25 protein-coding genes are annotated in these 26,596 nt (G+C 57.1%); 8 read left to right on the plus strand and 17 right to left on the minus strand.

The genetic code is table 11. The annotated features are described in order from the left end of the window. From A8B84_RS02385 to ccoN, 7 genes are all read right to left on the minus strand, one after another. The coding region (locus tag A8B84_RS02385; protein WP_064232329.1) for a heavy metal translocating P-type ATPase at positions 1 to 1,737 on the minus strand (1,737 nt) is incomplete at its 3' end. Then, a complete protein-coding gene (locus tag A8B84_RS02390) occupies positions 1,734 to 2,249 on the minus strand; it encodes a FixH family protein (RefSeq protein WP_064230205.1) in 516 nt (171 codons plus the stop codon). The genes A8B84_RS02390 and A8B84_RS02385, both read right to left, overlap by 4 nt. Before the next feature lie 44 nt (positions 2,250 to 2,293). Further along, on the minus strand, positions 2,294 to 3,724 hold the full coding sequence (gene ccoG / locus A8B84_RS02395) for a cytochrome c oxidase accessory protein CcoG (RefSeq protein ID WP_064230204.1): 1,431 nt from the start codon (positions 3,722 to 3,724) through the stop codon (positions 2,294 to 2,296). Positions 3,725 to 3,852: 128 nt separating this feature from the next. Continuing rightward, on the minus strand, positions 3,853 to 4,743 hold the full coding sequence (gene ccoP, locus A8B84_RS02400; RefSeq protein WP_064230203.1) for a cytochrome-c oxidase, cbb3-type subunit III: 891 nt from the start codon (positions 4,741 to 4,743) through the stop codon (positions 3,853 to 3,855). After that, positions 4,740 to 4,925, minus strand: coding sequence for a CcoQ/FixQ family Cbb3-type cytochrome c oxidase assembly chaperone (locus A8B84_RS02405; protein WP_064230202.1), 186 nt, complete (start codon positions 4,923 to 4,925; stop codon positions 4,740 to 4,742). The genes ccoP and A8B84_RS02405 overlap by 4 nt, the downstream gene beginning before the upstream one ends. A 4-nt stretch (positions 4,926 to 4,929) precedes the next feature. Then, entirely contained in the window at positions 4,930 to 5,538 is a 609-nt protein-coding gene (gene ccoO / locus A8B84_RS02410; RefSeq protein WP_064230201.1) for a cytochrome-c oxidase, cbb3-type subunit II, read from the minus strand. 15 nt (positions 5,539 to 5,553) lie between these two features. After that, on the minus strand, positions 5,554 to 6,984 hold the full coding sequence (ccoN, locus tag A8B84_RS02415) for a cytochrome-c oxidase, cbb3-type subunit I (protein WP_064230200.1): 1,431 nt from the start codon (positions 6,982 to 6,984) through the stop codon (positions 5,554 to 5,556). Between the two features lie 220 nt (positions 6,985 to 7,204). Between ccoN and A8B84_RS02420 the strand changes: the two genes are divergently transcribed. Then, positions 7,205 to 7,852, plus strand: a complete 648-nt coding sequence (locus A8B84_RS02420) for an alpha/beta family hydrolase (RefSeq protein WP_064230209.1) — start codon at positions 7,205 to 7,207, stop codon at positions 7,850 to 7,852. 3 nt (positions 7,853 to 7,855) lie between these two features. On the opposite strand, the gene A8B84_RS02425 is transcribed toward A8B84_RS02420, so the two are convergent. Further along, positions 7,856 to 9,697: a diguanylate cyclase gene (locus A8B84_RS02425; RefSeq protein ID WP_064230199.1), complete on the minus strand. Its 1,842-nt coding sequence runs from the start codon at positions 9,695 to 9,697 to the stop codon at positions 7,856 to 7,858. 112 nt (positions 9,698 to 9,809) lie between these two features. Here A8B84_RS02425 and rlmM point away from each other — a divergent pair, with 112 nt between their 5' ends. Next, positions 9,810 to 10,886 (plus strand): 23S rRNA (cytidine(2498)-2'-O)-methyltransferase RlmM, encoded by a 1,077-nt coding sequence (gene rlmM / locus A8B84_RS02430; protein ID WP_064230198.1) that lies wholly within the window; start codon positions 9,810 to 9,812, stop codon positions 10,884 to 10,886. Here the strand turns inward: rlmM and A8B84_RS02435 are convergent. Then, positions 10,883 to 11,173: an antibiotic biosynthesis monooxygenase family protein gene (locus A8B84_RS02435; RefSeq protein ID WP_008174741.1), complete on the minus strand. Its 291-nt coding sequence runs from the start codon at positions 11,171 to 11,173 to the stop codon at positions 10,883 to 10,885. The two genes, rlmM and A8B84_RS02435, sit on opposite strands and share 4 nt — an antisense overlap. An 86-nt stretch (positions 11,174 to 11,259) precedes the next feature. Between A8B84_RS02435 and tusA the strand changes: the two genes are divergently transcribed. Further along, complete coding sequence (tusA, locus tag A8B84_RS02440; RefSeq protein WP_064230197.1) at positions 11,260 to 11,499, plus strand: sulfurtransferase TusA; 240 nt, start codon at positions 11,260 to 11,262, stop codon at positions 11,497 to 11,499. Positions 11,500 to 11,511: 12 nt separating this feature from the next. Here the strand turns inward: tusA and dsbD are convergent, their stop codons facing one another. Then, positions 11,512 to 13,407 (minus strand): protein-disulfide reductase DsbD, encoded by a 1,896-nt coding sequence (gene dsbD / locus A8B84_RS02445; protein WP_064230196.1) that lies wholly within the window; start codon positions 13,405 to 13,407, stop codon positions 11,512 to 11,514. A gap of 160 nt (positions 13,408 to 13,567) precedes the next feature. Here dsbD and A8B84_RS02450 point away from each other — a divergent pair, with 160 nt between their 5' ends. Genes A8B84_RS02450 through pdxB form a run of 3 tightly spaced genes read left to right on the plus strand, consistent with a single transcriptional unit; the run spans position 13,568 to position 16,607 of the window. Then, on the plus strand, positions 13,568 to 14,158 hold the full coding sequence (locus tag A8B84_RS02450; RefSeq protein ID WP_064230195.1) for an elongation factor P hydroxylase: 591 nt from the start codon (positions 13,568 to 13,570) through the stop codon (positions 14,156 to 14,158). Then, complete coding sequence (locus A8B84_RS02455) at positions 14,155 to 15,438, plus strand: DEAD/DEAH box helicase (protein WP_064230194.1); 1,284 nt, start codon at positions 14,155 to 14,157, stop codon at positions 15,436 to 15,438. Before A8B84_RS02450 ends, A8B84_RS02455 begins: the two co-directional genes overlap by 4 nt. Before the next feature lie 17 nt (positions 15,439 to 15,455). Continuing rightward, the gene (gene pdxB, locus A8B84_RS02460) at positions 15,456 to 16,607 is read left to right on the plus strand and encodes a 4-phosphoerythronate dehydrogenase PdxB (RefSeq protein ID WP_064230193.1); all 1,152 of its coding nucleotides are present in this window, start codon (positions 15,456 to 15,458) and stop codon (positions 16,605 to 16,607) included. A gap of 53 nt (positions 16,608 to 16,660) precedes the next feature. Here pdxB and htpX read toward each other — a convergent pair whose 3' ends face one another. From htpX to A8B84_RS02475, 3 genes are all read right to left on the minus strand, one after another. Beyond that, entirely contained in the window at positions 16,661 to 17,542 is an 882-nt protein-coding gene (htpX, locus tag A8B84_RS02465; protein ID WP_064230192.1) for a protease HtpX, read from the minus strand. A gap of 95 nt (positions 17,543 to 17,637) precedes the next feature. Then, entirely contained in the window at positions 17,638 to 18,108 is a 471-nt protein-coding gene (locus tag A8B84_RS02470) for a hypothetical protein (protein ID WP_064230191.1), read from the minus strand. Positions 18,109 to 18,119: 11 nt separating this feature from the next. Beyond that, a complete protein-coding gene (locus tag A8B84_RS02475; RefSeq protein WP_064230190.1) occupies positions 18,120 to 19,334 on the minus strand; it encodes a pyridoxal phosphate-dependent aminotransferase in 1,215 nt (404 codons plus the stop codon). Between the two features lie 252 nt (positions 19,335 to 19,586). Between A8B84_RS02475 and A8B84_RS02480 the strand changes: the two genes are divergently transcribed. Beyond that, positions 19,587 to 20,078, plus strand: a complete 492-nt coding sequence (locus A8B84_RS02480) for a glutathione peroxidase (protein ID WP_064230189.1) — start codon at positions 19,587 to 19,589, stop codon at positions 20,076 to 20,078. On the opposite strand, the gene A8B84_RS02485 is transcribed toward A8B84_RS02480, so the two are convergent. Continuing rightward, positions 20,067 to 22,415, minus strand: coding sequence for an ATP-binding protein (locus tag A8B84_RS02485; RefSeq protein ID WP_064230188.1), 2,349 nt, complete (start codon positions 22,413 to 22,415; stop codon positions 20,067 to 20,069). The genes A8B84_RS02480 and A8B84_RS02485 overlap by 12 nt on opposite strands. Before the next feature lie 53 nt (positions 22,416 to 22,468). Further along, positions 22,469 to 23,236 carry a hypothetical protein gene (locus A8B84_RS02490; RefSeq protein ID WP_064230187.1) on the minus strand — a complete coding sequence of 256 codons (768 nt, stop codon included), beginning with the start codon at positions 23,234 to 23,236 and terminating at the stop codon, positions 22,469 to 22,471. Positions 23,237 to 23,471: 235 nt separating this feature from the next. On the opposite strand from A8B84_RS02490, the gene A8B84_RS02495 reads away from it, so the two are divergent. Then, positions 23,472 to 24,482 (plus strand): LysR family transcriptional regulator, encoded by a 1,011-nt coding sequence (locus A8B84_RS02495; protein WP_039882066.1) that lies wholly within the window; start codon positions 23,472 to 23,474, stop codon positions 24,480 to 24,482. Here the strand turns inward: A8B84_RS02495 and A8B84_RS21955 are convergent. Beyond that, the gene (locus tag A8B84_RS21955) at positions 24,471 to 25,436 is read right to left on the minus strand and encodes a GNAT family N-acetyltransferase (protein ID WP_064230186.1); all 966 of its coding nucleotides are present in this window, start codon (positions 25,434 to 25,436) and stop codon (positions 24,471 to 24,473) included. The two genes, A8B84_RS02495 and A8B84_RS21955, sit on opposite strands and share 12 nt — an antisense overlap. A gap of 5 nt (positions 25,437 to 25,441) precedes the next feature. Continuing rightward, the gene (locus A8B84_RS02505) at positions 25,442 to 26,593 is read right to left on the minus strand and encodes a cupin domain-containing protein (RefSeq protein WP_064230185.1); all 1,152 of its coding nucleotides are present in this window, start codon (positions 26,591 to 26,593) and stop codon (positions 25,442 to 25,444) included. Between the last annotated feature and the right edge of the window lie 3 nt (positions 26,594 to 26,596).

Raw genomic sequence — 26,596 nt, forward strand, 5'->3', positions numbered from 1 at the left:
CATGCCCCCAAACTGCCCCGAAAGTCCCCCGCCCACATGATTTTCCACATGTTCAACAGCAGCAGTGGTTCGCCGATGAAATACTTTGGCAATCGGATGCTCGGAATACTTCTCGAGGCCGGCTGCAAGCTTCAGGCAGGTCTCTTCATCCATACTGCCGACAACATTGGTACCAGTGAGACTGAGTTCTCCGCGGGTTAATGTTCCGGTTTTGTCGAACACCACGGTATCAATGGTGTTCATCGATTCCAGAGTATGGCCCCGGGTAGGCAGGAACCCAAGGCGGCGAAGCCTGACTGTCGCCGATGTGATGGCGGTCGGGGTTGCCAGCGACAGAGCGCAGGGGCAGGTTACCACCAGTACCGACAGGGTGATGTCGAAGGCATTGTCGGCGCCGGCCAGCCTCCAGCCTATCCAGACCATCGGTGCCAGTATGAGCACCCGTCCGACAAATTTCCCTGCCATCCGGTCGGCCATCATCGCGACCTGGGGCTTTTCTGACTGCACCCGGTCCAACACCCGGAGAATGCCTGAAAGCCGGGTTTGTGCGCCTGCTTTCACCACCCGGACGTCGAGCGGGTTCTCGCCGTTTACACTGCCGGCATGAACGGTGTCCCCGGGGTGGCGGGTTTCTGGCAGATACTCGCCCGTCAATGCGGCCTCGTTCAGGGTGGACTCTCCCCGCACGATCTCTCCATCTACCGGCAGAGTCTCACCGGGGCGAACCCGAACGATATCGCCGGGTCGGATCTGATGGGCCGGAACAATGTCCGTATCCTCACCGTTCACTAATGTGGCAACGGTGGGCTGGAACCCTGCGAGGGCGTTACCGGTCAGCCCCGCGCGGTAGCGGGCCTGCACTTCGATATAACGACCCAGCAGCAGGAAGAAGGTAAACATGCACACAGACTCGAAGTAGACTTCTTCGCCGCCAAACAGGGTTACCCAGGCACTGGCGAGGTAGGCCAGCCCGATTGCAATGGCAACCGGCACATCCATGGTCAAGTGTCGGCTCTGGATATCCCGGCGGGCGTTACGGAAAAAGGGGGCGGCACTATAGACAACCACAGGGGTGGCCACCAGCAGGCTGAACCAGCGGAAAAAGCTGACAAATTCCGGTGACAGATCGTTGACCAGCTCGAAGTACAGGGGAAATGCCAGCATCATGCTCTGGAAGGAGCCTATGCCTGCGATGGCGACCCTGATAAGCATGGACCGGTGCTCGGCCTTGAGGGCCTGTTCCGCCTCGTCTGCCTGATAGGGGCGGGCGGTGTAGCCAAGCTCGTGGATGGCAATCAGAAGGTCGCTCAAAGGCGCCTGATCCTGGGACCAGACCAGGCGGGCACGTTGTGTGGTGTGATTCACCGAAAAGGACACGACACCCGGCTGTTGCTTCATGTGGTTTTCAAGCAGCCAGATACAGGCCGCACAGGTGATACCACCGATCAGCAACTGAGCTTCCTGCGCGCCTTTAACCGGGACAACAAAGGTTTCCTGAACCAGGGGATGGTCAAGTTCTCTCAGGCGATTCACTTCGGCGGTCGTCAGTTGCTTCGGTGTGACCGCCGGTTTGGTCCGAAAATCGTAAAAACCGGTCAGGCCCTCACTATGGATGGTCTGGCAAACCGCCTTGCAGCCCTGACAGCAGAAGTGACGAGTTGTGCCATCGAGCTCAAGGGTAATGGGCGGCTCACCGTCTGCCGGTTCACCGCAGTGGAAACAATCCAGGCTGGTCAACCTTGGGCAGACTCCCCGGCCTTGACCGTTATGCCGCTTTCAGAGGGTAACCAGGCTTCGCCCTTGAGACGCCATTCGTTGGCCGGGCCGCGGAGGTCATAGTACCAGCGGCCGTCGATGTCGTTGTGGAGCTTGCCGGCAAAGCGTCCTGGGGCAACCTGCTGGAACTGGATCGTACGGTCCTTGTCGGACAGCGTTGGATGGAACAGATTGAGAATCAGATAGGGGAAATCTGCCGGACCGTCAACGGTATTCAGGTCCACGGTGATGTTCCGGTTCTGGAAATCGATCTGGGCTTCCATTCCCAGGTCCACCGCTTTCTGGTCGCGGGCGATGGACATATTGATACCCCGTCCTTCCTTGGACCAGTCGTCGGTAACCATCGCATTTTCAGTGTTGATAGCGATGGTGATTGCGATGGCGCAGTAAATGATGGATGCGCCCGGAAATATCAGCAGGAACCAGAACCAGGGCTGGCGGTACCAGGGTGCTACGGGTGTTTCAGTTGTCATAACTCAGTGTCTCGTATAAACGGTCAGGTCCGCGCGATCGGAAATCAGCGCGTTGGACCGACAAATCGGCTTTCAGTTTCAAGGCTCAGCGAAGAATCTGTCTCGGACTGTGCTCTGAACAGGATCTCGTTGTTGGATTCAGTAATGGATTCCGGAGGCACGTCGACAACGGTCGGCAGTGAGCGGTTTTCACCACTTTCAACGGTTACCGAGGTATCAGTCAGGATCCGGATCCCCTCCAGGCCGGTCACTGCTACAGTGAAGGTCTGGGGAACCTCTGTCATATTGGCAATTTTCAGCGTGTAGGAGTTCTCAATTCGCCCTTCGCCATTGAAGCTGTATAGGGCGCCGCGATCCCGAAGGGCGTCCATCTGGGCCGGTACTCGCGTGGCGATTGTGAAGATGATCGCCGCAATCATCAACGAGAGGACCGCTCCATAGCCAAAGGTTCGTGGCCGCAGGAGCTTCGAGGTCTTGCCTTCCAGTTCATTCTCTGTGGTGTAACGGATGAGCCCCCTTGGGTAATTCATCTTGTCCATGATCTCGTCACAGGCATCAATACACAGTGCGCAGCCAATACATTCGTACTGAAGCCCGTCCCTGATATCAATGCCCGTTGGACATACCTGGACACACTGGCCGCAGTCGATGCAGTCGCCCAGCCCGGCCTCCGCCGGATCCACGCCTTTTTTACGGCCACCCCGTGGCTCGCCCCGGTTGGGATCGTAGGAGACCACACGGGTGTTGGGATCAAACATGACCGACTGGAAGCGGGCATAGGGGCACATATACAGACAAACCTGCTCGCGCATCCATCCCGCGTTGAGATAGGTGGCAACGGTAAAGAAGGCAACCCAGAAATAGGCCCAGCCATTGGCCTGCAAGGTGAACAGGTCTGCGATCAGTTCCCGGATCGGGTAGAAGTAGCCGACAAAGGTGAGGCCGGTAGCCAGGGCGATCAGGAGCCAGACCCCATGCTTGGCGGACTTCTTGGCGATCTTGTTTGCCGAGCTGGGAGCTTTGTCCAGCTTCATCCGCTTGTTCCGGCTGCCTTCGATGCGCTCTTCAACCCACATGAAAATGAAGGTCCAGACAGTCTGGGGGCAGGTGTAGCCACACCAGACCCGGCCAAATAGCGTGGTAATGAAGAACAGGCCAAAGGCACAAATAATCAGCATTCCCGAGAGCAGGATGAAATCTTTCGGGTAAAAGGTGGCCCCGTACAAATGAAACTCACGGGCAGGCAGGTCAAAATGAATCAGTGGCTGTCCGTCCAGGGTGAACCAGACAAAGGCAAAGTACATGCCCATCAGCAGTGTCAGGCTGACATTACGAATGCGCTGAAAGAAGCCTTTGACTTCCTTGACGTAAATCTTTTTGCGGCTGGCGTATAGCTCGACGGTTCCGGATTTATTGTTGTTGTCGGAGGGGTCAGAGGATGGGTCAACCTGTTTGACCGGAATCTCACTGCTCATCGTTACCTCCAGAAAAATGGTGATGCGGGGCAACAGGCTTTTAGGCTGCTGATCTTTTCAAGCCTGTGCCCGCAGTGCAGACACAGGGTTGAAAAGACCGGGCCGGGGATTGCCCCCGGCCGGCTGACTCAGTTCGAGAGGCTATAGACGTAAGCCGCGAGAATCTGAATCTGATCGTCGGAAAGCAGACGATCCTGGGCAGGCATCTGGTTCTGGCGACCGTTCATGACGGTCTCCTTGATCCACTCGTAGGTTGATCCATAGAGCCAGGTATTGTCGGTCAGGTTGGGCGCGCCCATAGCCTGCATACCTTTACCCTCAGGGCCGTGACAAGCCACACAAGCCTGTGCGAAGACCTGTTCGCCTGCCTTGGCAGCTTCAGCGTCTTTTTCCCGACCACTGAAGCTAAGAACATAGTTCACAACCTGGTCTACCTGCTCGTTGGTCATGCCGGGCATGGTGCCTTTGGCGGGCATGTTACCCATACGACCATTGTGCAGGGTTTCCAGGATTGCTTCAGGCGTTCCGCCCCAGAGCCAGTCGTCGTCAGTCAGGTTGGGGAAGCCAACCTGGCCACGAGCAGCGGAGCCGTGGCAGACCGCACAGTTGTTGGCAAACAGACGCTGACCGATTTTCATCGCGTCGTCGTTCTCGGCCAGCTCGGGAACCGGAGTCTGGCCGTACTGGGCGTAAATCTCACCGTATTTCTCTTCGGCTTCAGCAACTTCGGCTTCCCACTGGTTGACCGCGGTCCAGCCAAGGAGACCTTTCCAGTTGCCAAGACCCGGGTACAGCGCCAGATAGCCGAGTGCGAAAATACAGGTAGCCAGGAACAGATAGAACCACCACTTGGGCAGTGGATTATCGTATTCCTCAATGCCATCAAAGGAATGGCCCATGGTGCGGTCGGTTTCGGTATCGGTCGTCTGGCTCTTGCGGGTTGCCCAAAGCAGCCACCAGCAGCCGAAAACGGTACCGAGCACGATCACACTGATCCAGATGCTCCAAAAGGTACTCATTCTTTTTTCTCCGTTTTTTCCTGTTCGAGCGTACGCTTTTCCACGTCGTCATCGTCGAAGGGCAGGTGAGCTGCCTCGTCGTTGGCCTTCTTGCGGTGGGCGCTGTAGGCCCACCAGACGATTCCAAGGAAAACCGCCATTACCAGAAGTGTGTGAATGCCGCGTAACTCATTAATATCCATGGGTTCACCGTTTGTCTGAAATCACTGTACCCAGCTGTTGCAGGTAAGCGACCAGAGCCTCGATTTCGAATTTGCCTTCTACCTGGGCAGAAGCCTCTGCAATCTGCTCATCGGTATAGGGCACGCCCAGCGTCTGGAGGGTCTCCATCTTCGCGGCGGTCTTGGTGTGATCTACCCGGTCTTCGAACAGCCACGGGAAGGCCGGCATGTTCGACTCGGGTACAACGCTGCGCGGATCATAAAGATGCTGGCGCTGCCAGGCATCAGAATAACGACCACCTACGCGGGCCAGATCCGGGCCGGTGCGCTTGGAACCCCACAGGAACGGACGGTCGTACACGAACTCGCCCGCAACGGAGTAGTGACCATACCGCTCGGTCTCCGCCCGAAACGGGCGGATCTGCTGGGTATGGCACACATGGCAGCCTTCACGGATGTAGATGTCCCGGCCTTCCAGCTCAAGTGCCGACAGGGGTTCGAGGCCCTCAACCGGCTCATTGGTTTCTTTCAGGAAGAACAGGGGCACTACCTCGGCAAGAAAACCACCGCTGATGGTCAGGACAATCAGTACGATCATCAGACCAAGGTTCTTTTCAACTATTTCGTGTTTCATCTGATCTCTCTCCCGTTACGCCGGCTGTGTTGCCGCGTTGTCCTGCGCAACCGCATCTTTCTGGCGAACAGTCATGTACACGTTGTAAGCCATGATGAGCATGCCGGACAGGAAGATTACGCCACCAAGGAAGCGGACAAAGTAGCCCGGGTAGGAGGCCTCCAGTGCTTCAACAAAGCTGTAGGTCAGGGTGCCGTCCTGGTTGACCGCACGCCACATCAGGCCTTGCATGATGCCGTTTACCCACATGGCAACGATGTACAGCACGGTGCCGACCGTCGCGAGCCAGAAATGCGCGTTGATCAGGGCGGTGCTGAACATGGCCTGGACGCCCCACAGCTTGGGAATCAGGTGGTAAACCGCGCCGATACTGATCATGGCAACCCAGCCAAGGGCGCCGGAGTGAACGTGGCCGATGGTCCAGTCAGTGTTGTGGGAAAGCGCGTTCACAGTCTTGATGGACATCATCGGACCTTCGAAGGTGGACATGCCGTAGAAGGACAGGGAAACCACCAGGAAGCGCAGAATCGGGTCAGTGCGCAGCTTATGCCATGCGCCCGAGAGGGTCATCATGCCGTTGATCATGCCGCCCCAGGACGGTGCAAGCAGAATCAGGGACATGACCATGCCTGCGGTCTGCGCCCAGTCCGGCAGGGCAGAGTAGTGCAGGTGGTGGCCGCCGGCCCATACGTAGGTTGCGATCAGCGCCCAGAAGTGGACGATCGACAGACGATAGGAGTAAACGGGACGGTTGGCCTGCTTGGGAACGAAATAGTACATCATGCCCAGGAAGCCGGCGGTGAGGAAGAAGCCTACCGCGTTGTGGCCGTACCACCATTGCATCATGGCGTCAGTGACGCCCGCGTAGGCGGAGTAGGACTTGAAAGCACTGGCGGGCAGCGCCATGTTGTTACCAATGTGCAGGCAGGCAACGGTAATGATAAAGGCACCGTAGAACCAGTTAGCCACATAGATATGTGGGGTAGCCCGTTTCATGACGGTTCCGAAGAACACCAGAGCATACGTCACCCAGACGATGGCAATGGCGATATCGATAGGCCACTCCAGTTCGGCATATTCCTTTGAAGAGGTAAGGCCGAGCGGCAGGGTAATAGCTGCCGAGACAATGATCGCTTGCCAGCCCCAGAAGGTGAACGACGCCAGGCTATCGGAAATCAGACGGGCCTGACAGGTGCGCTGCACCACGTAGTAGGAGGTAGCGAACAGGGCACTTCCACCAAAGCCGAAAATAACGGCGTTGGTATGCAGCGGCCTGAGGCGGCCGAAGTGGGTAAAGGGCAGGTCGAGGTTGAGGGACGGCCAGACCAGCTGTGCTGCAATCAGCACACCCAGCGCCATACCTACAATACCCCATACCACTGTCATGATGGCGAATTGTCTCACCACCTTGTAGTTGTATGTCAGGTTTGCATTTACTGTGCTCATAGCCTTACCAATGGGTTTAAAGTGGGGAAATATGCGGGCGCAAGTATGGAGAAACGATTAGCTGTTTGCAATGACTCAGGTCAACTCCTGACATCCGTCAAATGCGCCGAAATCAGCAACATGGCTTCCTTTTCAGTGCCGTTCTTGGAGTTGTTTCAGCGCAGGGAATGTGTGTTGCCTGAGTGCAATGATAGTCGCTTAATTGGATGAGGTGAATTCCGTGGAGTTGATTAAGACCAAAGGCTGTGAAAGTCATTCGGAAGTCGTACTGATTCTGGCGCACGGTGCGGGTGCGCCGGCCGACTCGCCGTTCATGGAAGAGCTGTCTGTGGCGCTTGAGCGTGAGGGTATTGGAACGGTTCGTTTTGAGTTCCCCTACATGCAGAAACGACGCCTGGATGGAAAGAAACGTCCGCCCGACCGGGAGCCGGTATTGCTGGAGTATTTTTCCGGGGTAATTGACCAGATTCGCGCAGAGCTTGGGAGCGAAAGCATGATCCTGGTCGGAGGCAAGTCCATGGGCGGCCGCATGGCGAGCATACTGGCCAGCCGTCGGGATGGCATTGATGGGGTCGTCTGTTTTGGTTATCCGTTCCATCCGCCGGGGAAAATGGACCGTTGGCGAACCGCACACTTCCCCGATCTGAACTGCCCGATGCTGGTGCTACAGGGAACAAGAGACCCGTTTGGCAAGCCGGCCGAAATGACCGGCCGTGAAAGGGAGCTGGACGGCATCAACTTGCGCTGGCTGGAAGGTGGCAATCACGATTTACAGACGCTGAAAAGCCAGGCACAGGCACAAAGTGAACTGATCTCCTCGGCTGCCCGGGAAACCCGGATCTTCGTGGATGAGCGGCTTCAAGCGTGATCTTTACTCCACTTCAATAGCTTCAGATAGCTGAGCGCGGTTGCGGCCTTTGCTTTTCGCGCGGTACAGCGCTTCATCTGCTCTCTCGAACAGCTGGTTCTGAGTCTCGCCGGGGTTGAGTGATGCGATGCCGGCGCTCAGAGTCATTCTTACCTCGGTACCATCCGGCGACAAAAGCGGGGTACTGGCGATATCCTCAAGCAGTGCCGTACAGACGTTCAGGGCGCCTGAGGCATCGGTTCCCGGTAGCAGCAGCGCAAACTCTTCACCGCCGAAGCGGATAGCTACATCCCTCGGGCGCTTTACATGTCGGGTAAGCATTTCGGCGATGAACTGAAGACAGGTGTCCCCGAAACCGTGGCCCCAGGTGTCGTTAATGTTCTTGAAATGGTCGGCGTCTACCAGAGCCAGAGTCAGTGGTTGGGAGGTTCGACGGGCTTCGGCGCACAGCTCGGGGAAAATGTTATTCAGGTGCCTTCTGTTATGCAGGCCTGTGAGGGCGTCGTTCAGACTCATCGTCGATAACTTCCGGTTGGCCTTTTCCAGTTCCCTCATGGTGTTTCTGAGCTGTGCAGTGCGCTCGTGCACTTTGAATTCGAGCTCTGTCCTTGCACTGTGTTCCACATCCAGAAGTTTCTGGTTGAGCAGGCGCCATCGCTGCACCATGGCATAGTTCAGCAGGATCACCTGACCACCCACCGCCGATTGCATCAGTGCTTCCCGCGCCAGGAAGTCGGTGAGGTAGCCGAAGGCCGCAAGAGCATATATCAGGCCGCCAACGAGCATGATCAGCCACGCCAGCAGGTACCAGATGGCTGGTTGATAGCCCTGCCTCCACCGGACGGCCGCAATAATGAACAGGCTCGAAATAACCGTCATCGCCAGAACCGTGTTGAGCAGAATGGTCTTGTTGTAGGGCAGGATCAGTGTCAGCGCCAGGAACCCGATGCAGAACCAGGCCTGACCTTTGAGCACGGTCTCCGAGATGGTTCCCCGGCCCACTTCCAGGAACGACCGGCCAAAAAGTATCATGGCTAAGGCGCAAAGTGACAAAGACAGAGGAATGGACGTATTGGCAAAGCTGGCATTGTCTGGCCAGAAGTACTGGTTGGCGAATCCGCCCATGGCGAACAAAAAGAGCCCCAGCGCCGCAAGGTAGAACGCATTATAGAAGTAATAACCGGTTCCGGAGCTGAAGAAGAGCAGCAGGTTGAAGACCGCGAATACCAGCAGGGCTCCATAGAAAAGCCCATGAGTCAGTGTCAGGTGATTGCTGCGGGCAATCACTTCTGCCGCAGTTTCAAAACTGAGCGGCACGTTCAGCGCGCCATTGCTATGGATCCGGATCGTTAAAGACCGGGTCTCGCCGCCATCCAGTGTGACGGGTAGCAGAAAGTACCGGTAGTCTACCGCCCGGGATGCAAAAGGACGCTGATCACCGGTAACCAGTGTCTCTGTAGTATCATCCCCGGTTTGCCAGAATGTAACTTCGTCCAGCAGGGGGTAGTTGACTTTCAGGTACCAGCCGGCACGTTCAGTCCCGGAGTTTCTGACATGCAGATGGGCCCAGTAAACGGATTTGGTATGGCTGAACACCAGGTCCCGCCCGTTTGCCGGCGTCCACTCCAGATCCTCCGGAAGCTGTTCCGGATCTGTCGCCGTATGGCCGGGCGCGCCCGGCGGGGCGCTGTAATAGCAAACATATTGCATCAGGGAAGCGCGGGCGGCAGGATCGGTTGCCTCGAGTGTGGGACAGCCGGACGGGACGGATCCTTCGTCTGGCAACGCCAGGGCAGGGACCAGCAAAAGGCTGAGAATGGCAATCAAGCGCAAAACGGACGTCATTCATGGCTTCCCGCGGTTATCAGAGCGGGAAGTGTAGCCAGAGAGGACAATCTGCGCTGTTAAACAGATTCAACTTTTACGGGTTGGTCTCCAACCCTGTTTCGGGAAATGCATGGAACAGATTCTAGTGTTTTGCCGGCCCGGATTTGAAACCGAAGCCGGCCGTGAAGTGACTGACTCAGCGGCGGAAAGGGGGATTTTCGGCTATTTCGAGCCGGTTAAAGATCAGGGGTTGGTGCGTTTTTACCCGGCCGCCCCCGAAACCGCGGATGATGTGATGTTCCGGCTGATGCTTGATGAGCTGGTGTTCGTCCGTGACTGGATCGTCGTGTTGGGGGAATTCAGCTTGCCCGAAACCGACCGGGTTGGTGCTGTGATAGAGGGGCTCCGGGGGCTCGGGCGAGGTTATCCCGGATGTGCGCGGCTTGAGGTTCGGTTGTCGGAAAATAATGCCGATGGCGACCTTGGAAACTTTGCCCGCAAGTGGGTATCGCCGCTATCCCGTGGCCTGCGTGGAGCTGGTCTGCTTAAGGCCGACCAGAATGCTTCGGCCCCGGCCCGGCTGGAGGTTTTCCTGCCGGATTTTGTTTCGGTGGTTGTGGGGTACAGCCTTGCAGATAACCGGGCCCGGTATGTGGGTGGCATTCCTCGATTGCGGCTGCCGGCATCAGCGCCCAGTCGGTCTGCCCTCAAGCTTGAAGAAGCCTGGAAAGTGTTTCTGCCGCCGGAACAAGAGCTTGACTACCTTGGTGGTGGCAAGAAGGCCGCGGATCTGGGGGCCGCCCCAGGTGGCTGGACCTGGCAGCTTGTGCGCCAGGGCATGATGGTAACCGCCGTTGATAACGGCCCCATGAACGCCGAGCTGATGGCGTCGGGGCAGGTGGAGCATGTGGAAGCGGATGGCTATGGCTGGCGCCCCAAACGGGGTATCGACTGGATGGTTTGCGATATTGTGGATCAGCCCAGGAAAACCGCAAAGCTGGCTGTTACCTGGCTTGCTGAGGGCCTTTGTCGTTACACGGTATTCAATCTCAAGTTGCCGATGAAAAAGCGGTACGACGAGTGGTTGATCTGTCGGGACATTCTCGTCAATGGCCTGAGTGCGGCGGGCATCGGCTTTCGTCTCAAGGCCCGCCACTTGTATCATGACAGGGAAGAGATCACCTGTTTCATTGAGCGGACTGGCTAGAAGGCGCTTTGCTCCAGAACGGTTATGTGTTCTTCTTCGTCCATCATGGGAATAAGCTCCAGCATGAGCTCGCGGCGTTCATCGGAGTGAAACCAGCGGTCCCAATCCGCTTCAGATCGCCAATTGGCCAGGGTAAACCGGTGATTGGGGTCATGGCTGTCTGCCAGGGTTTCGCCGGAAATAAATCCGGGCGCACTCACAGCCTGCTGTAGAACCTTACGCGAACGTTCTTCGTAAGCTGCTTCCAGGGTTTCAGCAATATGGCGTTCAATCAGAACCCGGATCATGACAAACCTCCAAGTGTTTTAACTGTTATAAACAATAATTTAGCAGGTTTTTACGAAAAATCAGGTTCAATGACAGGAGACCAAGTGTGAGCGCAACCGAATACGACCTGGAGCTGGACGCCCGCGGCCTTTTCTGCCCGGAGCCGGTGATGATGCTTCATAACCGGATCAATGATGTTCAACCCGGTGGTGTGTTGCGAGTATTGGCCACTGATCCTTCCACGACCCGGGACATACCGAGGTTCTGCCAGTTCCTTGGTCACGAGTTGATAAACCAGACTGAAGACGATGACCTGTTTATCTATCTGATACGCCGTGGGCAATAGCTGCCCATAGCGTTAAACCTCCGGGCGCAGCGACCGGAGGTGACCAAGGAATTCCTCCCGATCCATTTCGCCAAGTACCCGCCGCCGGGGTAGCTCTTCTCCATTGCTGCCGTAGAACAGGATGGCCGGGGGGCCAAAGAGGCCAAGCTCGTCCAGCATGGCCTGTTGTTCCGGTGTGTTGTCGGTCATGTCGATCTGCAACAAGGTGTAGGGGGCAAGCGCCTGGACTACATCCGGCTTGCTGAACACGTTGCGCTCCATGACCTTGCAGGAAATGCACCAGTCGGCATAGAAATCCAACAAAACGGGCCGGCCCTGTTCCCGGGCCTGCTGCAACATCGCCCGGATTTCAGTGGGCTGTTCGAGGCGCAAAAAATCCGCGTGCTGGAGACCTCCGGTGCCAACGGTACCGGACGACGCCGAGGCTACTGTAAAGGGAGCCAGAGGTTTTAACGGGTCATTGGCTCCGCCCACAGCGCCTGCGAGCAAAGCCAGGCCGTAGGCGAAAAGGACCAGGCCAAGGCCTTTGCGTGTTCTCTCCCAACCCGCTTTAGCGGCATCAAAGGCGCCCAACTGAACACCGGTGATGGCAACAAGAAGGCCCCACAGCGTCAGTGCCAGCCACCCCGGGACCAGGCGCTCAACCAGCCAGATGGCCACCGCCAGCAACATCACACCATAGAAGTGTTTCACTGCGGTCATCCAGTGGCCGGTAGTTGGCAGCAGTTTGCGGCCTCCGACAGCCACCAGAATCAATGGAATGCCCATGCCGAGGCCAAGTGCAAAAAGCGCGACTCCGCCGATTACGGCGTCCTGGGTGGTGGAGATATACAACAGGCTGCCAGCCAGCGGCGCCGATACGCAGGGCGATACAATCAGGGCAGACAGGGCGCCAATACCAAAGATGCTGAAAACCCGGCTTCCGGTGAGCTTGTGGCTGGCGTCATTGAGTGGTTCGCGAATGAAACGGGGTAGCTGGATCTCGAACAGATCGAACATGGATAGCGCGAAGACCACGAACAGCAGGGCAAAGACGCTCAAAACCCAGGGTGATTGCAATTGTGCCTGAAGGTTGAAGCTGGCCCCGAGCAGACCGGTCAACACGCCGGCTGCAGCGTAGGTCAATGCCATGCCCAGAACGTAACTGCCCGACAAGAGAAGGGCATGCCCCGTGGTTCGGGTGTTCCTGCCGGAAACCAGCGATGAAATAATCGGCACCATGGGCAGAACGCAGGGGGTGAAGGTCAATCCCAGCCCCAGTAGCAGAAACACCCCCGCTATCACAAGGGTGGATTGCTGGGCGAGAAAACCGGCAAGACCGGTGGCGGTCTCGGTGTCGACGGGTACGCTGCCACCTCCTGAAAAACCGGCTGCCGAGGCTGTCTGCGAGCCAGAGCCGCCACTACCCTGATAGAAAAGCACATCCCGGGTCTGGGGCGGGTAACACAGCCCCGCCTTGGCGCAGCCCTGATAGGTTACCTGCAGTTGGGCTTCCCGGGCGCCGGCGGGAAGCGAGACCGGGACACGGGCTTCAACGGGGTCGAAAAATACCGTGGTTTTGCCGAAAAACTCGTCTTCCGTCACCGTTCCCGGCGCCGAAAAGGCCGGTTCTCCGATCCCGACATCGGGATCGGTGGCGGTGATGCTGACCCGTTCTCTATAGAGATAGTGCCCGGGTGTGATATCCCAGGAGAGAACGACAGCGTCAGCGTCGGTGGTGAAACTGAAGGGCAGTGCTTCATCCACAGGCAGGAACTCGTTGCCCTGGCCGCCAAACAGGGAGCTCCCATTGCTGCCAAGGGCCCAGGCAGACGAAGAGGCCCAAAGCATGAGGGTGAGTGCGAGTAACAGGCTAAGCGAACTCGCCCATTGGCGTTTCATCTTTGATACTGCAGCGAAAGCCATCATTGATTGTACGATTTCCCGGTTAGTGTCTCTTCAAGTAGAGTCTTTTCAAGTCGGACTGTTACAGCGCAATCGCTGCCGGATCACGCCAGCAATGGACACGAGGGGGCTGTCAAAGTTCCCTCTGGTATTGGGGGCGGTAAAGTCGCACAATAGCCACCCAATGAATCACAGTCCAAATGATCTTATCATGCTGTTTAATGACCTTTTCCGGGAAGCATACCGGACAGTTCTGGTCAAAGGCAGTGACGAACCTGAATACTTGCCTGCCAGCGGGCCCGAAGGTCTCGCTCAGGTTATTTTTGCTCACGGCTATTATGCCAGCGCTTTGCATGAAATAAGCCACTGGTGTATTGCTGGTGAGCACCGGCGCACACTTCACGACTATGGTTACTGGTACTGTCCGGATGGCCGTACACTGCAACAACAAGAGGCTTTCGAGCAGGTCGAGGTCAAGCCACAGGCCATTGAATGGTTGTTTTCGGTGGCTGCAGGTTCCCGATTCAACATCAGCGTGGACAACCTCTCCGGAGTTGGCGCCGCCAATGAACAGCGGTTCCGGCACAACGTTCGGGACCAGGCAGGCGAGTATCTGGTGCGGGGGTTGCCGCACCGGGCCCAGACATTTTTTGATGCGCTGGCAACGTTTTATGGTACCGGAGAAGCCCTTGAAGAGCGCTGGCAAGAAGATGCCCGGCGTATCGCTCCGTTATATTCTGAATCAGGACATCCCAGGAATACTGAGACTTTATGACATCTGACCCAAAACACACCGGCGACCTGAGATTCAGCGATCTGAACCTCGACAAGCGTTTGCTGGATGCCATCACCGCCATTGGTTTCGAATACTGCACACCCATTCAGGCAGAAACACTGCCCTGGACACTGGCCTGCGAAGATCTGATTGGCCAGGCGCAGACCGGCACCGGTAAAACCGCTGCGTTTCTGATTACGGCAATCCAGAGTCTACTGGAGACCCCGATTCCCGAGAAAGACCGATTTGCCTCTGAGCCCCGTGTGCTTGCACTGGCTCCCACCCGGGAACTGGCCATGCAGATCGCCAAGGACGCAGAGCAGTTGTGCCAGCACACCGGCCATAATGTGGTGACGGTTGTGGGCGGCATGAACTATGACAAGCAGCGGGACCAGCTGCAGAACGAGATTGTCGACATTCTCGTTGCGACTCCCGGGCGCCTTATCGACTTTCTCGGATCCCAGGACGTGTTTCTGGACCAGCTCGACATCCTGATTCTTGATGAAGCTGATCGCATGCTCGACATGGGCTTCATTCCGGATGTGAAGCGGATCATCCGCAAGTGCACCCCCAAGGAGGAGCGCCAGACCCTGCTGTTCAGTGCCACCTTCAACCAGGATGTTCTCAATCTCGCCTCCATGTGGACGAGCAACGCAGAGTTCGTGGAAATCGAGCCGGAACAGAAAACGGCGGAACGGGTGGAGCAAACTGTTTACCTGGTGGGCGACGACGAGAAGCTTCCGGTACTGGTTAATTTCCTGAAACGGCCGGAAGTGGAAAAGGCGCTGGTATTTGCCAACCGCCGGGATCAGTGCCGCGACCTGGAAGAAGACTTGAGGAACCAGGGAGTCAAGGTGGCTCTGATGTCTGGCGAGATTGCCCAGAACAAACGCCTTAAAACCCTGGACCAGTTCAAGAAGGGCAGTATCCAGGTGCTGGTCGCCACCGATGTGGCCGGCCGTGGCATTCACGTGAACGGCGTGACCCACGTCTTCAACTACAATCTGCCGGATAATGCCGAGGATTATGTGCACCGCATCGGGCGTACCGGCAGGGCTGGCAAGCATGGGGTTTCCATCAGTTTTGCCGGTGAGGACGATTCTTTTGCACTCCCGGCCATCGAAACCTACATCAGCCAGAAACTGAAGACCGCGGTGCCCGATGAGGCGCTCATGGCGCCGATGGACAACCCGCCGATCACCCGCAAGCGTGGCCGACGCCCCCAGGGTTCAGGCGGTCGTGGCCAGGGTGGTCGCAATCAGCGTCAGCGCAGGAACTGACAGGGCCGGACATCATCATGTTGATCGTAGCAGACGAAAACATTCCCCTACTGGACTCCTTCTTTGGCGATATCGGTGAGATTCGACGGGTGTCCGGTCGTACCATGTCGAACGCGGATGTCCGGGACGCCGATATATTGCTGGTTCGTTCCGTCACCAGAGTCAACAGAGAACTTCTGGAGGGCAGTCGGGTCCGGTTCGTGGGCACATCCACCATCGGTACCGATCATGTCGATCTCGACTGGCTAGAACAGGCGGAGATCCGTTTCTCTGCGGCGCCGGGCTGTAACGCCAACAGTGTTGCCGAGTATGTGTTGTCCGTGCTGTCACTGCATGCTGAACGGCGCGGACTTTCAGACTGGTCCCAGCTCAGCGTCGGTATCGTAGGTGTTGGTAACGTTGGTGGTGAGCTGGCCCACAAGCTGGAGCGCCTTGGATTCGATGTGCGTCTTTGCGATCCGCCCAGAGCAGACAAGGAAGAGGGTGATCAGGAGTTTGTGGCGCTTGAAGAAGCCATGAAGTGTGATGTGGTGTCCCTGCATACTCCGCTGACCCGTGAGGGGGACCATCCCACTCTGCATATGATCGGGGGCGCTGAACTTGAGGCCTTGAGTGCCGGCCAGCTTCTTATCAATGCTGGTCGGGGAGAGGTCATCGACTCGTCAGCGCTGCTGGCTCGTCTTGAACAGGCCAACCCGCCCACTGTGGCCCTGGATGTATGGGAGCAGGAACCGAGGATTCGTCCCGAGCTGGTTGACCGGGTCTGGCTGGCGACACCGCACATTGCTGGATATAGCCTGGAAGGCAAGGTGCAGGGAACGGAAATGATCTATCAGGCTCTAAGCCAGTTTCTCGGTTTGCCGGTTCGCAAAAAAGCAGGCCAGTTTCTACCGGAGCCAGCCCTCAGCAAGATTTCCTTTACCAGCTCTGCCGACGAAGAAGATGCGATTCGCATTGCTCTGCGGGCCTGTTACGACCCTCGCCGGGACGATGCAAGGCTTCGCAACGCCATGACAGGCTCTCCTGAAGAGCGGGGTGCGGCGTTTGACAGACTGCGCCGGGACTACCCGGTTCGTCGGGAGTGCTCAAGCCTCAAGATTCAGCTCAAGGGCACCAGCAAATCCCTGCAGGACAGTTTCCGGGCTATCGGGTTCAAACTGAAAATCTGATCGTAGCCCGTTCCGAAAAGAAAGCCGGGGTCACAAGACCCCGGCTTTTTTGTTTACAGTCTGGCGCTCTGCAACGCCTGTATGCGGTCTTCCAGTGGCGGATGGGTCATGAACAGGGCGCTAAGGCCGCCTCTGGCCCCCCGGTTAATGCCAAATGCCTGAAGGCTGTCGGGCATCTGATCCGGCACCTCGCTTTCCTGCTTCAGCCTCGCCAGCGCACTGATCATGGCTGAGCGGCCCGCCAACTGGGCACCGGCAATATCCGCCCGGAATTCCCGGCGGCGGGAGAACCAGAACACGATCGTGCTGGCCAGAATACCAAGAACGATCTCGGCAACGATGCTGACCGCGAAAAAGCCGAGCCCATGTCCGCTTTCGTTCTTGAAAATCACCCGGTCGACAAACGAGCCAATCACCCGGGACGCGAAGATGACGAAGGTATTCACCACACCCTGAATCAGCGCCAGCGTCACCATGTCACCATTGGCGACATGGCCGATTTCGTGGCCCAGGACCGCCCGAATCTCATCCTTGTTAAAGCGATGCAAAAGTCCTTCGCTGACGGCTACCAGCGCATCGTTCTTGTTCCAGCCCGTTGCGAAGGCATTGGACTGGGACGCCGGGAAAATAGCGACCTCCGGCATGCCGATACCGGCGTTCTTGGCCAACTCCGCCACAGTGTCCACCAGCCAGCGCTCGGCGGGTGTTCTCGGGGAATCAATGACCCGGGCCTTGGTGCTCCACTTGGCCATTCGCTTGGATATCAGCAGTGACACGATGGCGCCGGCGAATCCGAAGACCGCAGCAAAAGCCAGCAAAGAGCCGTACTGAATACCATTCTGGGCGAGGTAGCTGTCCACGCCCAGCAGTCGCAGTGTGAAACTGGCGACAAGGATTACAGCAAGGTTGGTTGCCAGAAACAGCAGAATACGCATGTTGGTTCCCTGATCAGTTCGTCGCAGAAAATAAAGCCGTCATTCAGACCGTTATATGCGGCCGCGGTTCAATCAATCAACGAGCTTACGGTGATTTAATAATTGCCGCGGTCCGCGAAGAAGGTTGTCTGCATGATCTGGCTGATTCGGGCGGAGTTGCCGCTGCGCAGCGCTGTCCGGATCAGATGAATGTGAGTGGAAAGATCTTCTTTGACTGAGGGAGGCAGGGAGCTGGCCGAACCTTCCTCGGGAACTCCGAACTCCCTGGCCAAAGCCTGCGGCGCTGGAGAACTCAAGCGGATAAATGCGTCTCGGGTCAGCACAGCCTGGTCCAGCGCTTCCTGACGGATGGTATCGATGTATCTGAGCAGGCCTTCCTCCGAAAGCCAGAGCAGGGCACCAAAGCAGGCCATATGCCGCTTGCTGTGGAGGCCGAACTCGTCCGGCTCATCCGGACCGGCAATATCCTCGACAAACAGGTTTATCCGACGCGGGAATGCGCCGTATAGCTGCACCAGAGCAATCGCCGCATCCTTGTAGAATTCCTCGACGTGAATATCCGCCATGGTTTTCCCCGTTATTGCTGGTATTGGCCAAGGAAATTCCCGAGCCGGCCCATGGCGTCCTCCAGGGTGTCTTCCCGTGGCAGGAACACCACTCTCAGATGCTGCTTGTCATCAATGTTAAAGGCCGAACCCTGTACCAGCAGGATTTTTTCCTGCAACAGGAGGTCCAGAACCAGCTTTTCATCATTCACGATGGGGAAGTGCTTCGGGTCCAGTTTCGGGAACAGGTACAACGCGCCCTGAGGCTTGACACAGCTTACCCCCGGAATGTCGTTGAGCATTCGCCAGGCGGTTTCCCGCTGCTCATACAGCCGCCCTTCTGGTGCCACCAGATCGTTAATGGACTGGTAGCCCCCCAATGCTGTCTGAATGGCCAACTGGGCCGGAACATTGGCACAGAGCCGCATGTTGGAGAGCATGTCGATGCCCTCAATCAGATCCTTTGCCCGATGCTTGGCACCACTGACAATCATCCAGCCGGAACGGTAACCTGCTGCCCGGTAGTTCTTGGACAGGCCGTTATAGGTGAAGAAAAGCACGTCGTCGGCCAGTGAGGCGGTGGAAATATGCTGGGTACCGTCATAAAGAATCTTGTCGTAGATCTCGTCGGACAGGATGATAAGGTTGTGCTTGCGGGCCAGTTCGATGACCTGCTCCAGGAGCTCCTTCGAATACACCGCCCCGGTCGGATTATTTGGGTTGATCAGCACAATGGCACGGGTACGCCGGGTAATTTTCTTGCGGATATCATCGATATCCGGAAACCAGTCCTGCTGTTCGTCGCAGCGATAGTGCACAGGCTTGCCGCTGGAAAGCGTAACGGCAGCGGTCCACAGGGGGTAGTCCGGGGCCGGGATCAGCACTTCGTCACCGGTGTTCAACATGGCCTGCATGGTCATCACGATCAGCTCGCTGACGCCATTACCCAGGAAAATATCGTCGATATCGACTTTGTCGACGCCCCGTTGCTGGCAGTAGTGCATAACCGCCTTACGGGCAGAGAACAGCCCCTTCGATTCCACATAGCCCTGGGCAAGGTGCATGTTGTAGATGACGTCCTGCTGGATTTCCTCAGGGACATCCAGTTCGAAGGCGGCAGGGTTGCCGATGTTGAGCTTGAGTACCCGATGCCCCTCTTCTTCGAGTCGACGCGCTTCCCGCAGAACTACGCCACGGATTTCATAACACACGTTATCCAGCTTGGCGGATTTGTAGTAGTTCTGCATAAGACCCGGACGTCCTTCTTTTGAGATCGAAAAATGGCATCTGCCAACACGACAGGCCTTTATTCTAGCGGAGCGAGGGCCGGCGGCAACAGGGGAATTATGATGAATTGTGTCCTGATAAGGCAGATTTAGCTCACAAACCTGAACCGGTTTTTAAAAATGATCCCCATAGAGCCTGCATTGCCATGGTTTTTTGGGCTGTGTTGTGAACAATGGTTGAAGAAGAGTGCAAACCATCAGATGGAGAACCTTATGGCAGGCGAAACGGTCTATGATTTCAAGGTCCGGGATATCAAGGGTAACGAGAAAAGCATGGCAGAGTATCAGGGCAAAGTGCTCCTGATTGTGAACACTGCCAGCAAGTGCGGTTTTACGCCCCAGTTCGAGGGCTTACAATCCCTTCACAAGGAATTGGGCGATAAAGGATTTGAGGTCCTGGGCTTTCCCTGTAATCAGTTTCTGAATCAGGATCCGGGCGACGAGGATACGATCAGCCAGTTCTGCAGCCTGAACTACGGTGTCGATTTCCCCATGTTCTCGAAGATTGACGTCAATGGCGATGGCGCACATCCGCTATTCCGCTTTCTCAAGCGCGAAGCCAAGGGGCTTATGGGGTCTGAGAAGGTGAAGTGGAACTTTACCAAATTTCTGGTCGGGCCCGATGGCAAAGTTGTTCGCCGCTATCCGCCCACCACAAAACCTGAAGATATCCGGGCCGACATCGAAAAGCTGCTAACGGCCTGAACCCTCGGGTGGGGCAGAGGGGCGCCAGCGCTCAATCACTGACCGGAGCTCGTCTCGCTTGTACGGCTTGGTTATATAGTCGTTCATACCTGAGGCAAGGCAGTCTTCGCGATCGCCCTGCATCACATTGGCCGTAACCGCAATGATTGGCAGGTCTTTCCATTCCGGGTTCTGGCGAATCCTCTGTGTTGCCTCATAGCCATCCATGACTGGCATCTGACAATCCATAAGCACCAGATCGTAGTGGTTCTGTTCAAGTGCCTGTATGGCTTTGAGGCCGTTTTCGGCCGGGTCTGCCCGGTGACCGAGTTTTTTCAGCAGGCTGGTCGCCACCAGCTGGTTCACCTGGTTGTCCTCAACCAGAAGGATCGACAGAGAAGATTCCGTACCGTTACGCTCAATTGGTTCAATGGCGGAGGCAAGCTGATCGTCAGCGGGAATCAGGCCCGCGGCCCGGCCCAGGCAGCGTAGGAGCTCGTCTCGCCGTAAAGGCAGTGACAGTAGCTGATGACGCCCCTTGCCGGGGGGCAGGGTTCCGGTGAAGTCGGCAAGAATGACGCCGGCGCCTTGCCAATCGGCGGCAAATTCCAGGGTTTCTTCATCCTCGGCACTGGCCAGCGCCAACAGAATTCCGTCCGGGTGCCTGCTTGCTCCGCGGATCGGAATGCCCCACTTCCGAAGCTGAGCCTCAATCGCCGAACGATACGGATTATCGGCGGGGATGGCCATGGCAATACCAATGTCTTTTAGCTGGTTGTCCACCTGCGGCAGATGCTGCTCTCCGGACACCTCGTGTATCGGTAATGGCAGGGTAACGGTGAAGTGAGTTCCGCTGCCCTCCCGGGAGTCAACCAGGATCTGGCCATGCATGCGCTCCACCAGTTGACGGCAGAGGGTCAGGCCAAGGCCAGTACCGCCATAAAGCCGGGTGGTGTCCACGTCAGCCTGGGAAAACGGAGAGAATATCCGGTGCAGGCCTTCGTTGGACATACCAATCCCGGTGTCCACCACGTCGATTCTCAGGCTGCCACCGGAATAGGCCGCGCGAATCTTCACGCTACCTTCGTCCGTGAATTTGATGGCGTTGCTCAGCAGGTTGTTGAGTACCTGGCGTACCCGTGTCGGATCGCCGAGGAAGTTTTCGGGCAGATCAGGGTCGATTTCGGTCACCAGGTGAATTTGTTTCCGGCGTGCCTGCTGGGCGTGGAGTGTTGCGCATTCCTCGATCAGATGCCGGACACTGAACGGGATGTTTTCCAGGCTGAGTTTGCCGGCCTCGACTTTCGAGATGTCCAGTATGTCGTTGAGCAGACCAAGCAGGCTCTCGCCGGCGTTCAGGGCGATTTCCATCCGGTTGCGTTGTGCCGGGTCCAGTTCGCCCTCAAGGGCCAGGCCAAGCATGCCCAGAACGCCATTGAGGGGGGTGCGGATCTCGTGGCTCATGCTGGCCAGGAAGTTGGCCCTTGCCCGTGCCCGGCGAACCGCATCTTCCTTGGCTTTCACCAGGGCGCGGTTACCGCGTTGCAGGGCATCGTTCTTCTCGGAGATTTCCCGTGTCCGATCCTCAACTTCCTGTTCAAGCTGGGTGGAGTAGTTCTTCATGGTACTCTCAGCCTGCCGCAGCTGGGCAAGGCTCGAGTCAATGGTTTCGAGATGTTGGTTGATAATGCCAACCATGGTCCCGATCTCGTCTTCCCGATGGTTTGCCGGTATCGGGAGCCTCACCTTTTCGGGAGAGCTGGCCCGCACCTGACTGAGAGCGCTGATCACGTTGAGCATGGGGCGGGTAAGCACGAAGTAGAAGATGGCCAGCAATGCCGCAGACAGGATCAGGCTTTTCAGCAGCCCGCTGAGCAGCGTGTAGCCGGCCCTCTGAAGAAACAGCGCACCATAGTGATAGGTATCGATGGTGACGATCAGGTGCCCGAGTGGCAGATCCTCTAGCTGTGGAACCTGCAATTCCTGACGGAAAACCCGGTCGGAGCCGAACAGCAGATCACTGACCCATCGGTAGGGCGACACCGGACTGCTCTTGCTGGCTGCAGCCATGGTCTCGTCGTCGTTGTCGGTAATCCTTGCATCGATGGTGGCGGGATGGCGAAGCAGACCATCGAGTAATTCTTCCGCCAATCGGACATCAATATTGTAGGCAATCTGGGACGCGGGGCTGTTGCTGATATCGATCAGCGCGTGGATTTCCTTCTCCATCGACTCCTTTGCGCTGAAGTAATCCAGGGTAATCTGGACAACATTCAGCACCAGCCCGAGGGCCATGGCAACCAGTACCGTGTCCCGAGTCAGTCGATAGGAAAGTCGTTGTTTGAAGCCCTTGCTCACGGGTTTGCACTGTCCCTGTTGGCGGGCCTGCAATGGCGACCCGTTCTGTGCCTTCAGTCGTCGTAATCGGCCTTTTTCTTCCACTCGTCGTCGTGGAGGAAGGTATCCCACTCTCGATCCAGTTTGGATTCTCCCTGCGGACTCTCCTTGCCCTCTGCACTCAGTGCCTCAAGTTCCTTTATGCGGGTACGGAAACTCTTGACCGCTTTCATTGCGAGAGGATTGTCGCGGGATTTGCCCATTTCGGTACTGGCAAGATGATAGGCGTGGATGGCCTTCCGAAACTGGTTCTGGCGCACGTAGTCCCGGGCCTGAAACACATGCAGGTCTGCGTGGGTCTTGTGGACCAGGAAGAGTACATATTTCAGGTTTTTCTTGGCGGTGGCGGCATCAATCCGGCCGCTCTTGTGCATGGCTTCGATCATCTTGAACAGATTCTGAAGCAATTCCTTGACGTAATTGGATTTTTCGGCGGAATCAATCTTGACCGGAGTGGTGGTGTCACGCTTTTCGATGATCTGGGTTTTCAGTTCGGCGGCGGAGTTCTGCCACTCTTTGACCGGCAGGTTGGACTTCAGGCCGGCAAGCTCCGCACAGGCTTCTTCCATGCGTTTGATCAAGAGCAGTTTCAGATCGGCCGTCAGATATTGGCCGGGAATCTCGGTCAGTAGCCGATTGGCCCTGTTGTAGGCGTCTTCCTGGGCCGTAATCTTGCGTGCCCGTTCAATACGGGCGCGCTCTCGCATCTGGCTGAGCACAATAATGACAATCGAGACGGTAACGATGGCCGCCAGTAGAAGGACGATCGTAGTGGTATCCATTTTGTCAGTAACGACTCCGGCTTCAGGATCAAATGATGGCGGGTCTATAAACCGGCCTCAAAATACCGATATTATTCAGCAAGTATCCGAAAGACTAGCAGAAATCCCGCTCCAGATCCGTTTTCAAATGTGAAAGTTCGTGTTGCTGATTGATTACGTGAATCTTCGGTATCATGTATATTGTTTTTGTGAATGAGCTTGGCTTTTCCCGTTTTTCTGGCGTTCCGGAGTTTTTGTGGATATTTCCCGTGTTGATCTGAATCTGCTCGTCTACCTGGATGTGTTGTTGCGCGAGCGGAATGTTACCAAGGCCGCCAACCACCTGGGTATTACCCAGCCTGCGATGAGCAATGGTCTGAAGCGGTTGCGGGACCTGTTCAGTGATCCGCTGCTGGTGCGAACCAGTGAGGGGATGACGGCTACGGAGCGCGCGCGGGAACTGCAACCACTGGTACGGGGAATCCTGTCGGACATAGAACAGGCCGTGCAGGACAAGACACCGTTTTCTGCCCTGGAAAGCCAGCGCGTGTTCCGGATCATGGCCAGTGATTATGCCGAATCCTGCCTGATGCCCCGGGTTCTCAGACGGATCCGCCAGGAGGCACCCCACGTTACCCTGGACGTACTCACTCCCAGTGATGTCAGCTTTCTGGATGTGGAGCAGGGGCGGCTCGACATGGCCATCAACCGGTTCGACAAGATTCCGCAGTCTTTTCACCAGAAGACCCTCTGGACCGAGTACTTTGCCTGCCTGATGAACGCCCGGAATCCGGTACTGAAAGAGCCCTTCACCCTGGATACCTATCTGGACGCCAGCCATATCTGGGTCAGCAAGACCGGGTTTGGCGTTGGCGTCGGTGTGAACCCCAAGGATGTTCAGCGCCTGGGCTGGGTAGACGAGGCACTTTCGAGAATGGGCCGCAAGCGCCAGATTTCCGTATTCACCCGCCACTACCAGGTGGCCATGCTGTTGGCCGAGCAGCACGATCTGATTGCCACCTTGCCATCCCGGGCGGCCTGGCTGCAGAAAGACAATCCGAACCTGGTGGTGAAAGTGCCGCCGTTCGAGATTCCGCCGTTTGAACTGAAGATGGCCTGGAGCCCGCTGTTGCAGCACAACGCAGATCATCAATGGCTGCGCAAACTGATTGCTGAGGTGGCTACCGAGGTAGATACCGAATTTGCTCCGTTCGGGGCCAGATTCGAAGCGCCGGACGCGCCCCAGGCCCATCACTCAGAGCGGTAGTTCCCTGAGTTCCAGGGAAGGGCGAGCTGCATCCCACATGCGCTGGAAATTCTCAGACAGCAGTTTTACCCGGCCACCGTCCGAGAACTTGGCGAAACCTTCTGGCTTGTAGAAGTCATGCCGGTAAACCACGCCCTCACGATCCGCGAGAATGAATGGCTGGTCCTCAACCGGATAGTCCTCGTTGACCAGTCGAAGTTCCATGCGGCTCGGCAGCCGACGCATAAGCTCGACCAGGGTGTGGCGACGTTTCACCAGCGGCTTGTCGTCATGGATGAGCAGCCTGACCTCGCTGAGCCGGTGCCGGCGCGCGAGGGCAGAGATCAGCTCCCGGAAACGATGCCGGTCATAGAGGTCATGTTCGAGCAGGCGGTCGTACAGCCAGATACGCTGGCCGGCCTGGCCAACCACTGAATCCATCAGGCCCAGAAGTCTGGCCTCGGTGTCAAACAGCCATGAATCCGTGTCGCTGCCCAGAATCATCGGCTGGTCCTTGGTCCCGAGACTCTCGGCGGCAAGATCCGGTGCCAGGCAGCGCATGTCAAAGTGGGGAATGCCGGCGTCGTCATAAACGCCCGAACAGACATGGAAGCCTGAACGCTGGTAGAAGGGAATGGCATGGTCCTGGGCAGACAGCCTGAGCTCGGAAAACCGGTCGGCGGATTCTGCGATCAGGTGCCTCAGCAGTGCTTCCCCGATGCCGTGTCCACGGTACTGGGGCAATATCGCCATGCGACCGATATGGCCGGTTTCTTCGAGGGTTGAAAACAGGCGGGCGACGCCGGCGGGGGTGTTGTCCGGGAGCACTGCCAGGTAATGATCGGCAATTTCATCGGTTTCATCCCACTCCAGCTCCGGCGGGACTTTCTGTTCCTCAATAAACACCTGCTGGCGGATATCCCGGATGGATGCCGGAGCCAGTTGCCAGCTGTATTTGCGAAACCGAATGCTCATAATGCCTATCCGAAGTAAACAGAGCCCTGATTGTAGAGCGTGGTCAGAAGCCCCAGCAACGCTTCATCTTCGGTAAATCGGGCCAGGGCAGCCATGTCAACGCGGGCAGCAGAACAGAGTAACGGGGCGACAGGCCGGGCGTCGCCCTTGAGCAGGAACTGCTCGCCATCGACAAACAGGGCGGTTTCACTGGGAAAGTCGTAGTAAGCGAAACGGGAACCCTCGTTCCAGCGCAACTGTTCGCCCGCATGAATCGCTTCGGCAACATCCTCGGGGGATGCAGGCTCCTCGGCGGGAACAACAATGTCCATGCTCTTGGGCGCTGTTGAAAACTGGCCAAACCAGAGCGCCAGTTGCCGGCGGTCCCCGAGCTTTTCCCGGATGACACTCTCCAGGCGGTCGACCACATCGGGTTGAATCGTTCCGGGATTGTCCTGGACCTTCAGGTCCGGATCGTTCAGGTGGTCCGCAGCGTCGGATTGACTGCACAGGAAGTCGGTAAAGCCGGTAAGGATATCGTCCATAGTCGGCGCCCGGAACCCAACCGACAGGGTGATACAGTCGTCCTCGGCCACGCCGTGGTGGCCAATGCCCGGCGGCAGGTACAGCATGTCACCGGGTGCCAGGGTAACGGTTTCCTCGCCGTCCCAACTGCTCAGAATCCTCAGAGGGGTGCCTTCCACCCGGGGCGAGGTGTGGTCGCAATGCCCGCCAAACGTCCACCTGCGGTGACCCTGGGCCTGGAGCAGGAACACATCGTACTGGTCGTAGTGGGGGCCGACGCTGCCGCCTTTCGGCGCAAAGCTGGCCATGATGTCATCCAGGCGCCAATTGGGAATGAAGCGGAAGTGTTCCAGAAGATCGGCAATATCGGGCACCCAGTGGTCCAGCCCCTGTACCAGCAGCGTCCAGTCCTGTTCGGGCAGGCTGCTGAACCGGTCCGGCGAAAAGGGGCCGTTGTGGAGCTGCCAGGGCTTGCCATCGTCATTTTCGATCACAATCCGGGACTCCACGCCCTCTTCACAGGCCAGGCCCGCAAGTTCATCGGCGCTGACCGGGCAATGGAAGTCGGGAAATGCCTGGCGGATAACCAGCGGCTTTTTCTGCCAGTAGTCCCGCAGAAATTCAGAAGGTGTCAGTCCGCCAAGCATGTCCATGGG

The organism is Marinobacter sp. EhC06, from assembly GCF_001650915.1.
Lineage (GTDB): Bacteria > Pseudomonadota > Gammaproteobacteria > Pseudomonadales > Oleiphilaceae > Marinobacter.

What these genes read in the sequence shown, in the direction of transcription:
- rlmM (WP_064230198.1), top strand. Translation starts at nt 9,810, where the DNA reads ATGGAACAGATTCTAGTGTTTTGCCGGCCCGGATTTGAAACCGAAGCC.
- A8B84_RS02480 (WP_064230189.1), top strand. Translation starts at nt 19,587, where the DNA reads ATGGCAGGCGAAACGGTCTATGATTTCAAGGTCCGGGATATCAAGGGT.
- A8B84_RS02405 (WP_064230202.1), bottom strand. Translation starts at nt 4,925, where the DNA reads ATGGATATTAATGAGTTACGCGGCATTCACACACTTCTGGTAATGGCG.
- ccoN (WP_064230200.1), bottom strand. Translation starts at nt 6,984, where the DNA reads ATGAGCACAGTAAATGCAAACCTGACATACAACTACAAGGTGGTGAGA.
- A8B84_RS02390 (WP_064230205.1), bottom strand. Translation starts at nt 2,249, where the DNA reads ATGACAACTGAAACACCCGTAGCACCCTGGTACCGCCAGCCCTGGTTC.
- A8B84_RS02475 (WP_064230190.1), bottom strand. Translation starts at nt 19,334, where the DNA reads ATGCAGAACTACTACAAATCCGCCAAGCTGGATAACGTGTGTTATGAA.
- A8B84_RS02470 (WP_064230191.1), bottom strand. Translation starts at nt 18,108, where the DNA reads ATGGCGGATATTCACGTCGAGGAATTCTACAAGGATGCGGCGATTGCT.
- A8B84_RS02425 (WP_064230199.1), bottom strand. Translation starts at nt 9,697, where the DNA reads ATGACGTCCGTTTTGCGCTTGATTGCCATTCTCAGCCTTTTGCTGGTC.
- A8B84_RS02435 (WP_008174741.1), bottom strand. Translation starts at nt 11,173, where the DNA reads ATGATCCGGGTTCTGATTGAACGCCATATTGCTGAAACCCTGGAAGCA.
- A8B84_RS02490 (WP_064230187.1), bottom strand. Translation starts at nt 23,236, where the DNA reads ATGGATACCACTACGATCGTCCTTCTACTGGCGGCCATCGTTACCGTC.
- ccoG (WP_064230204.1), bottom strand. Translation starts at nt 3,724, where the DNA reads ATGAGCAGTGAGATTCCGGTCAAACAGGTTGACCCATCCTCTGACCCC.
- A8B84_RS02450 (WP_064230195.1), top strand. Translation starts at nt 13,568, where the DNA reads ATGAATCACAGTCCAAATGATCTTATCATGCTGTTTAATGACCTTTTC.
- pdxB (WP_064230193.1), top strand. Translation starts at nt 15,456, where the DNA reads ATGTTGATCGTAGCAGACGAAAACATTCCCCTACTGGACTCCTTCTTT.
- A8B84_RS21955 (WP_064230186.1), bottom strand. Translation starts at nt 25,436, where the DNA reads ATGAGCATTCGGTTTCGCAAATACAGCTGGCAACTGGCTCCGGCATCC.
- A8B84_RS02505 (WP_064230185.1), bottom strand. Translation starts at nt 26,593, where the DNA reads ATGGACATGCTTGGCGGACTGACACCTTCTGAATTTCTGCGGGACTAC.
- ccoP (WP_064230203.1), bottom strand. Translation starts at nt 4,743, where the DNA reads ATGAGTACCTTTTGGAGCATCTGGATCAGTGTGATCGTGCTCGGTACC.
- ccoO (WP_064230201.1), bottom strand. Translation starts at nt 5,538, where the DNA reads ATGAAACACGAAATAGTTGAAAAGAACCTTGGTCTGATGATCGTACTG.
- htpX (WP_064230192.1), bottom strand. Translation starts at nt 17,542, where the DNA reads ATGCGTATTCTGCTGTTTCTGGCAACCAACCTTGCTGTAATCCTTGTC.
- A8B84_RS02455 (WP_064230194.1), top strand. Translation starts at nt 14,155, where the DNA reads ATGACATCTGACCCAAAACACACCGGCGACCTGAGATTCAGCGATCTG.
- dsbD (WP_064230196.1), bottom strand. Translation starts at nt 13,407, where the DNA reads ATGATGGCTTTCGCTGCAGTATCAAAGATGAAACGCCAATGGGCGAGT.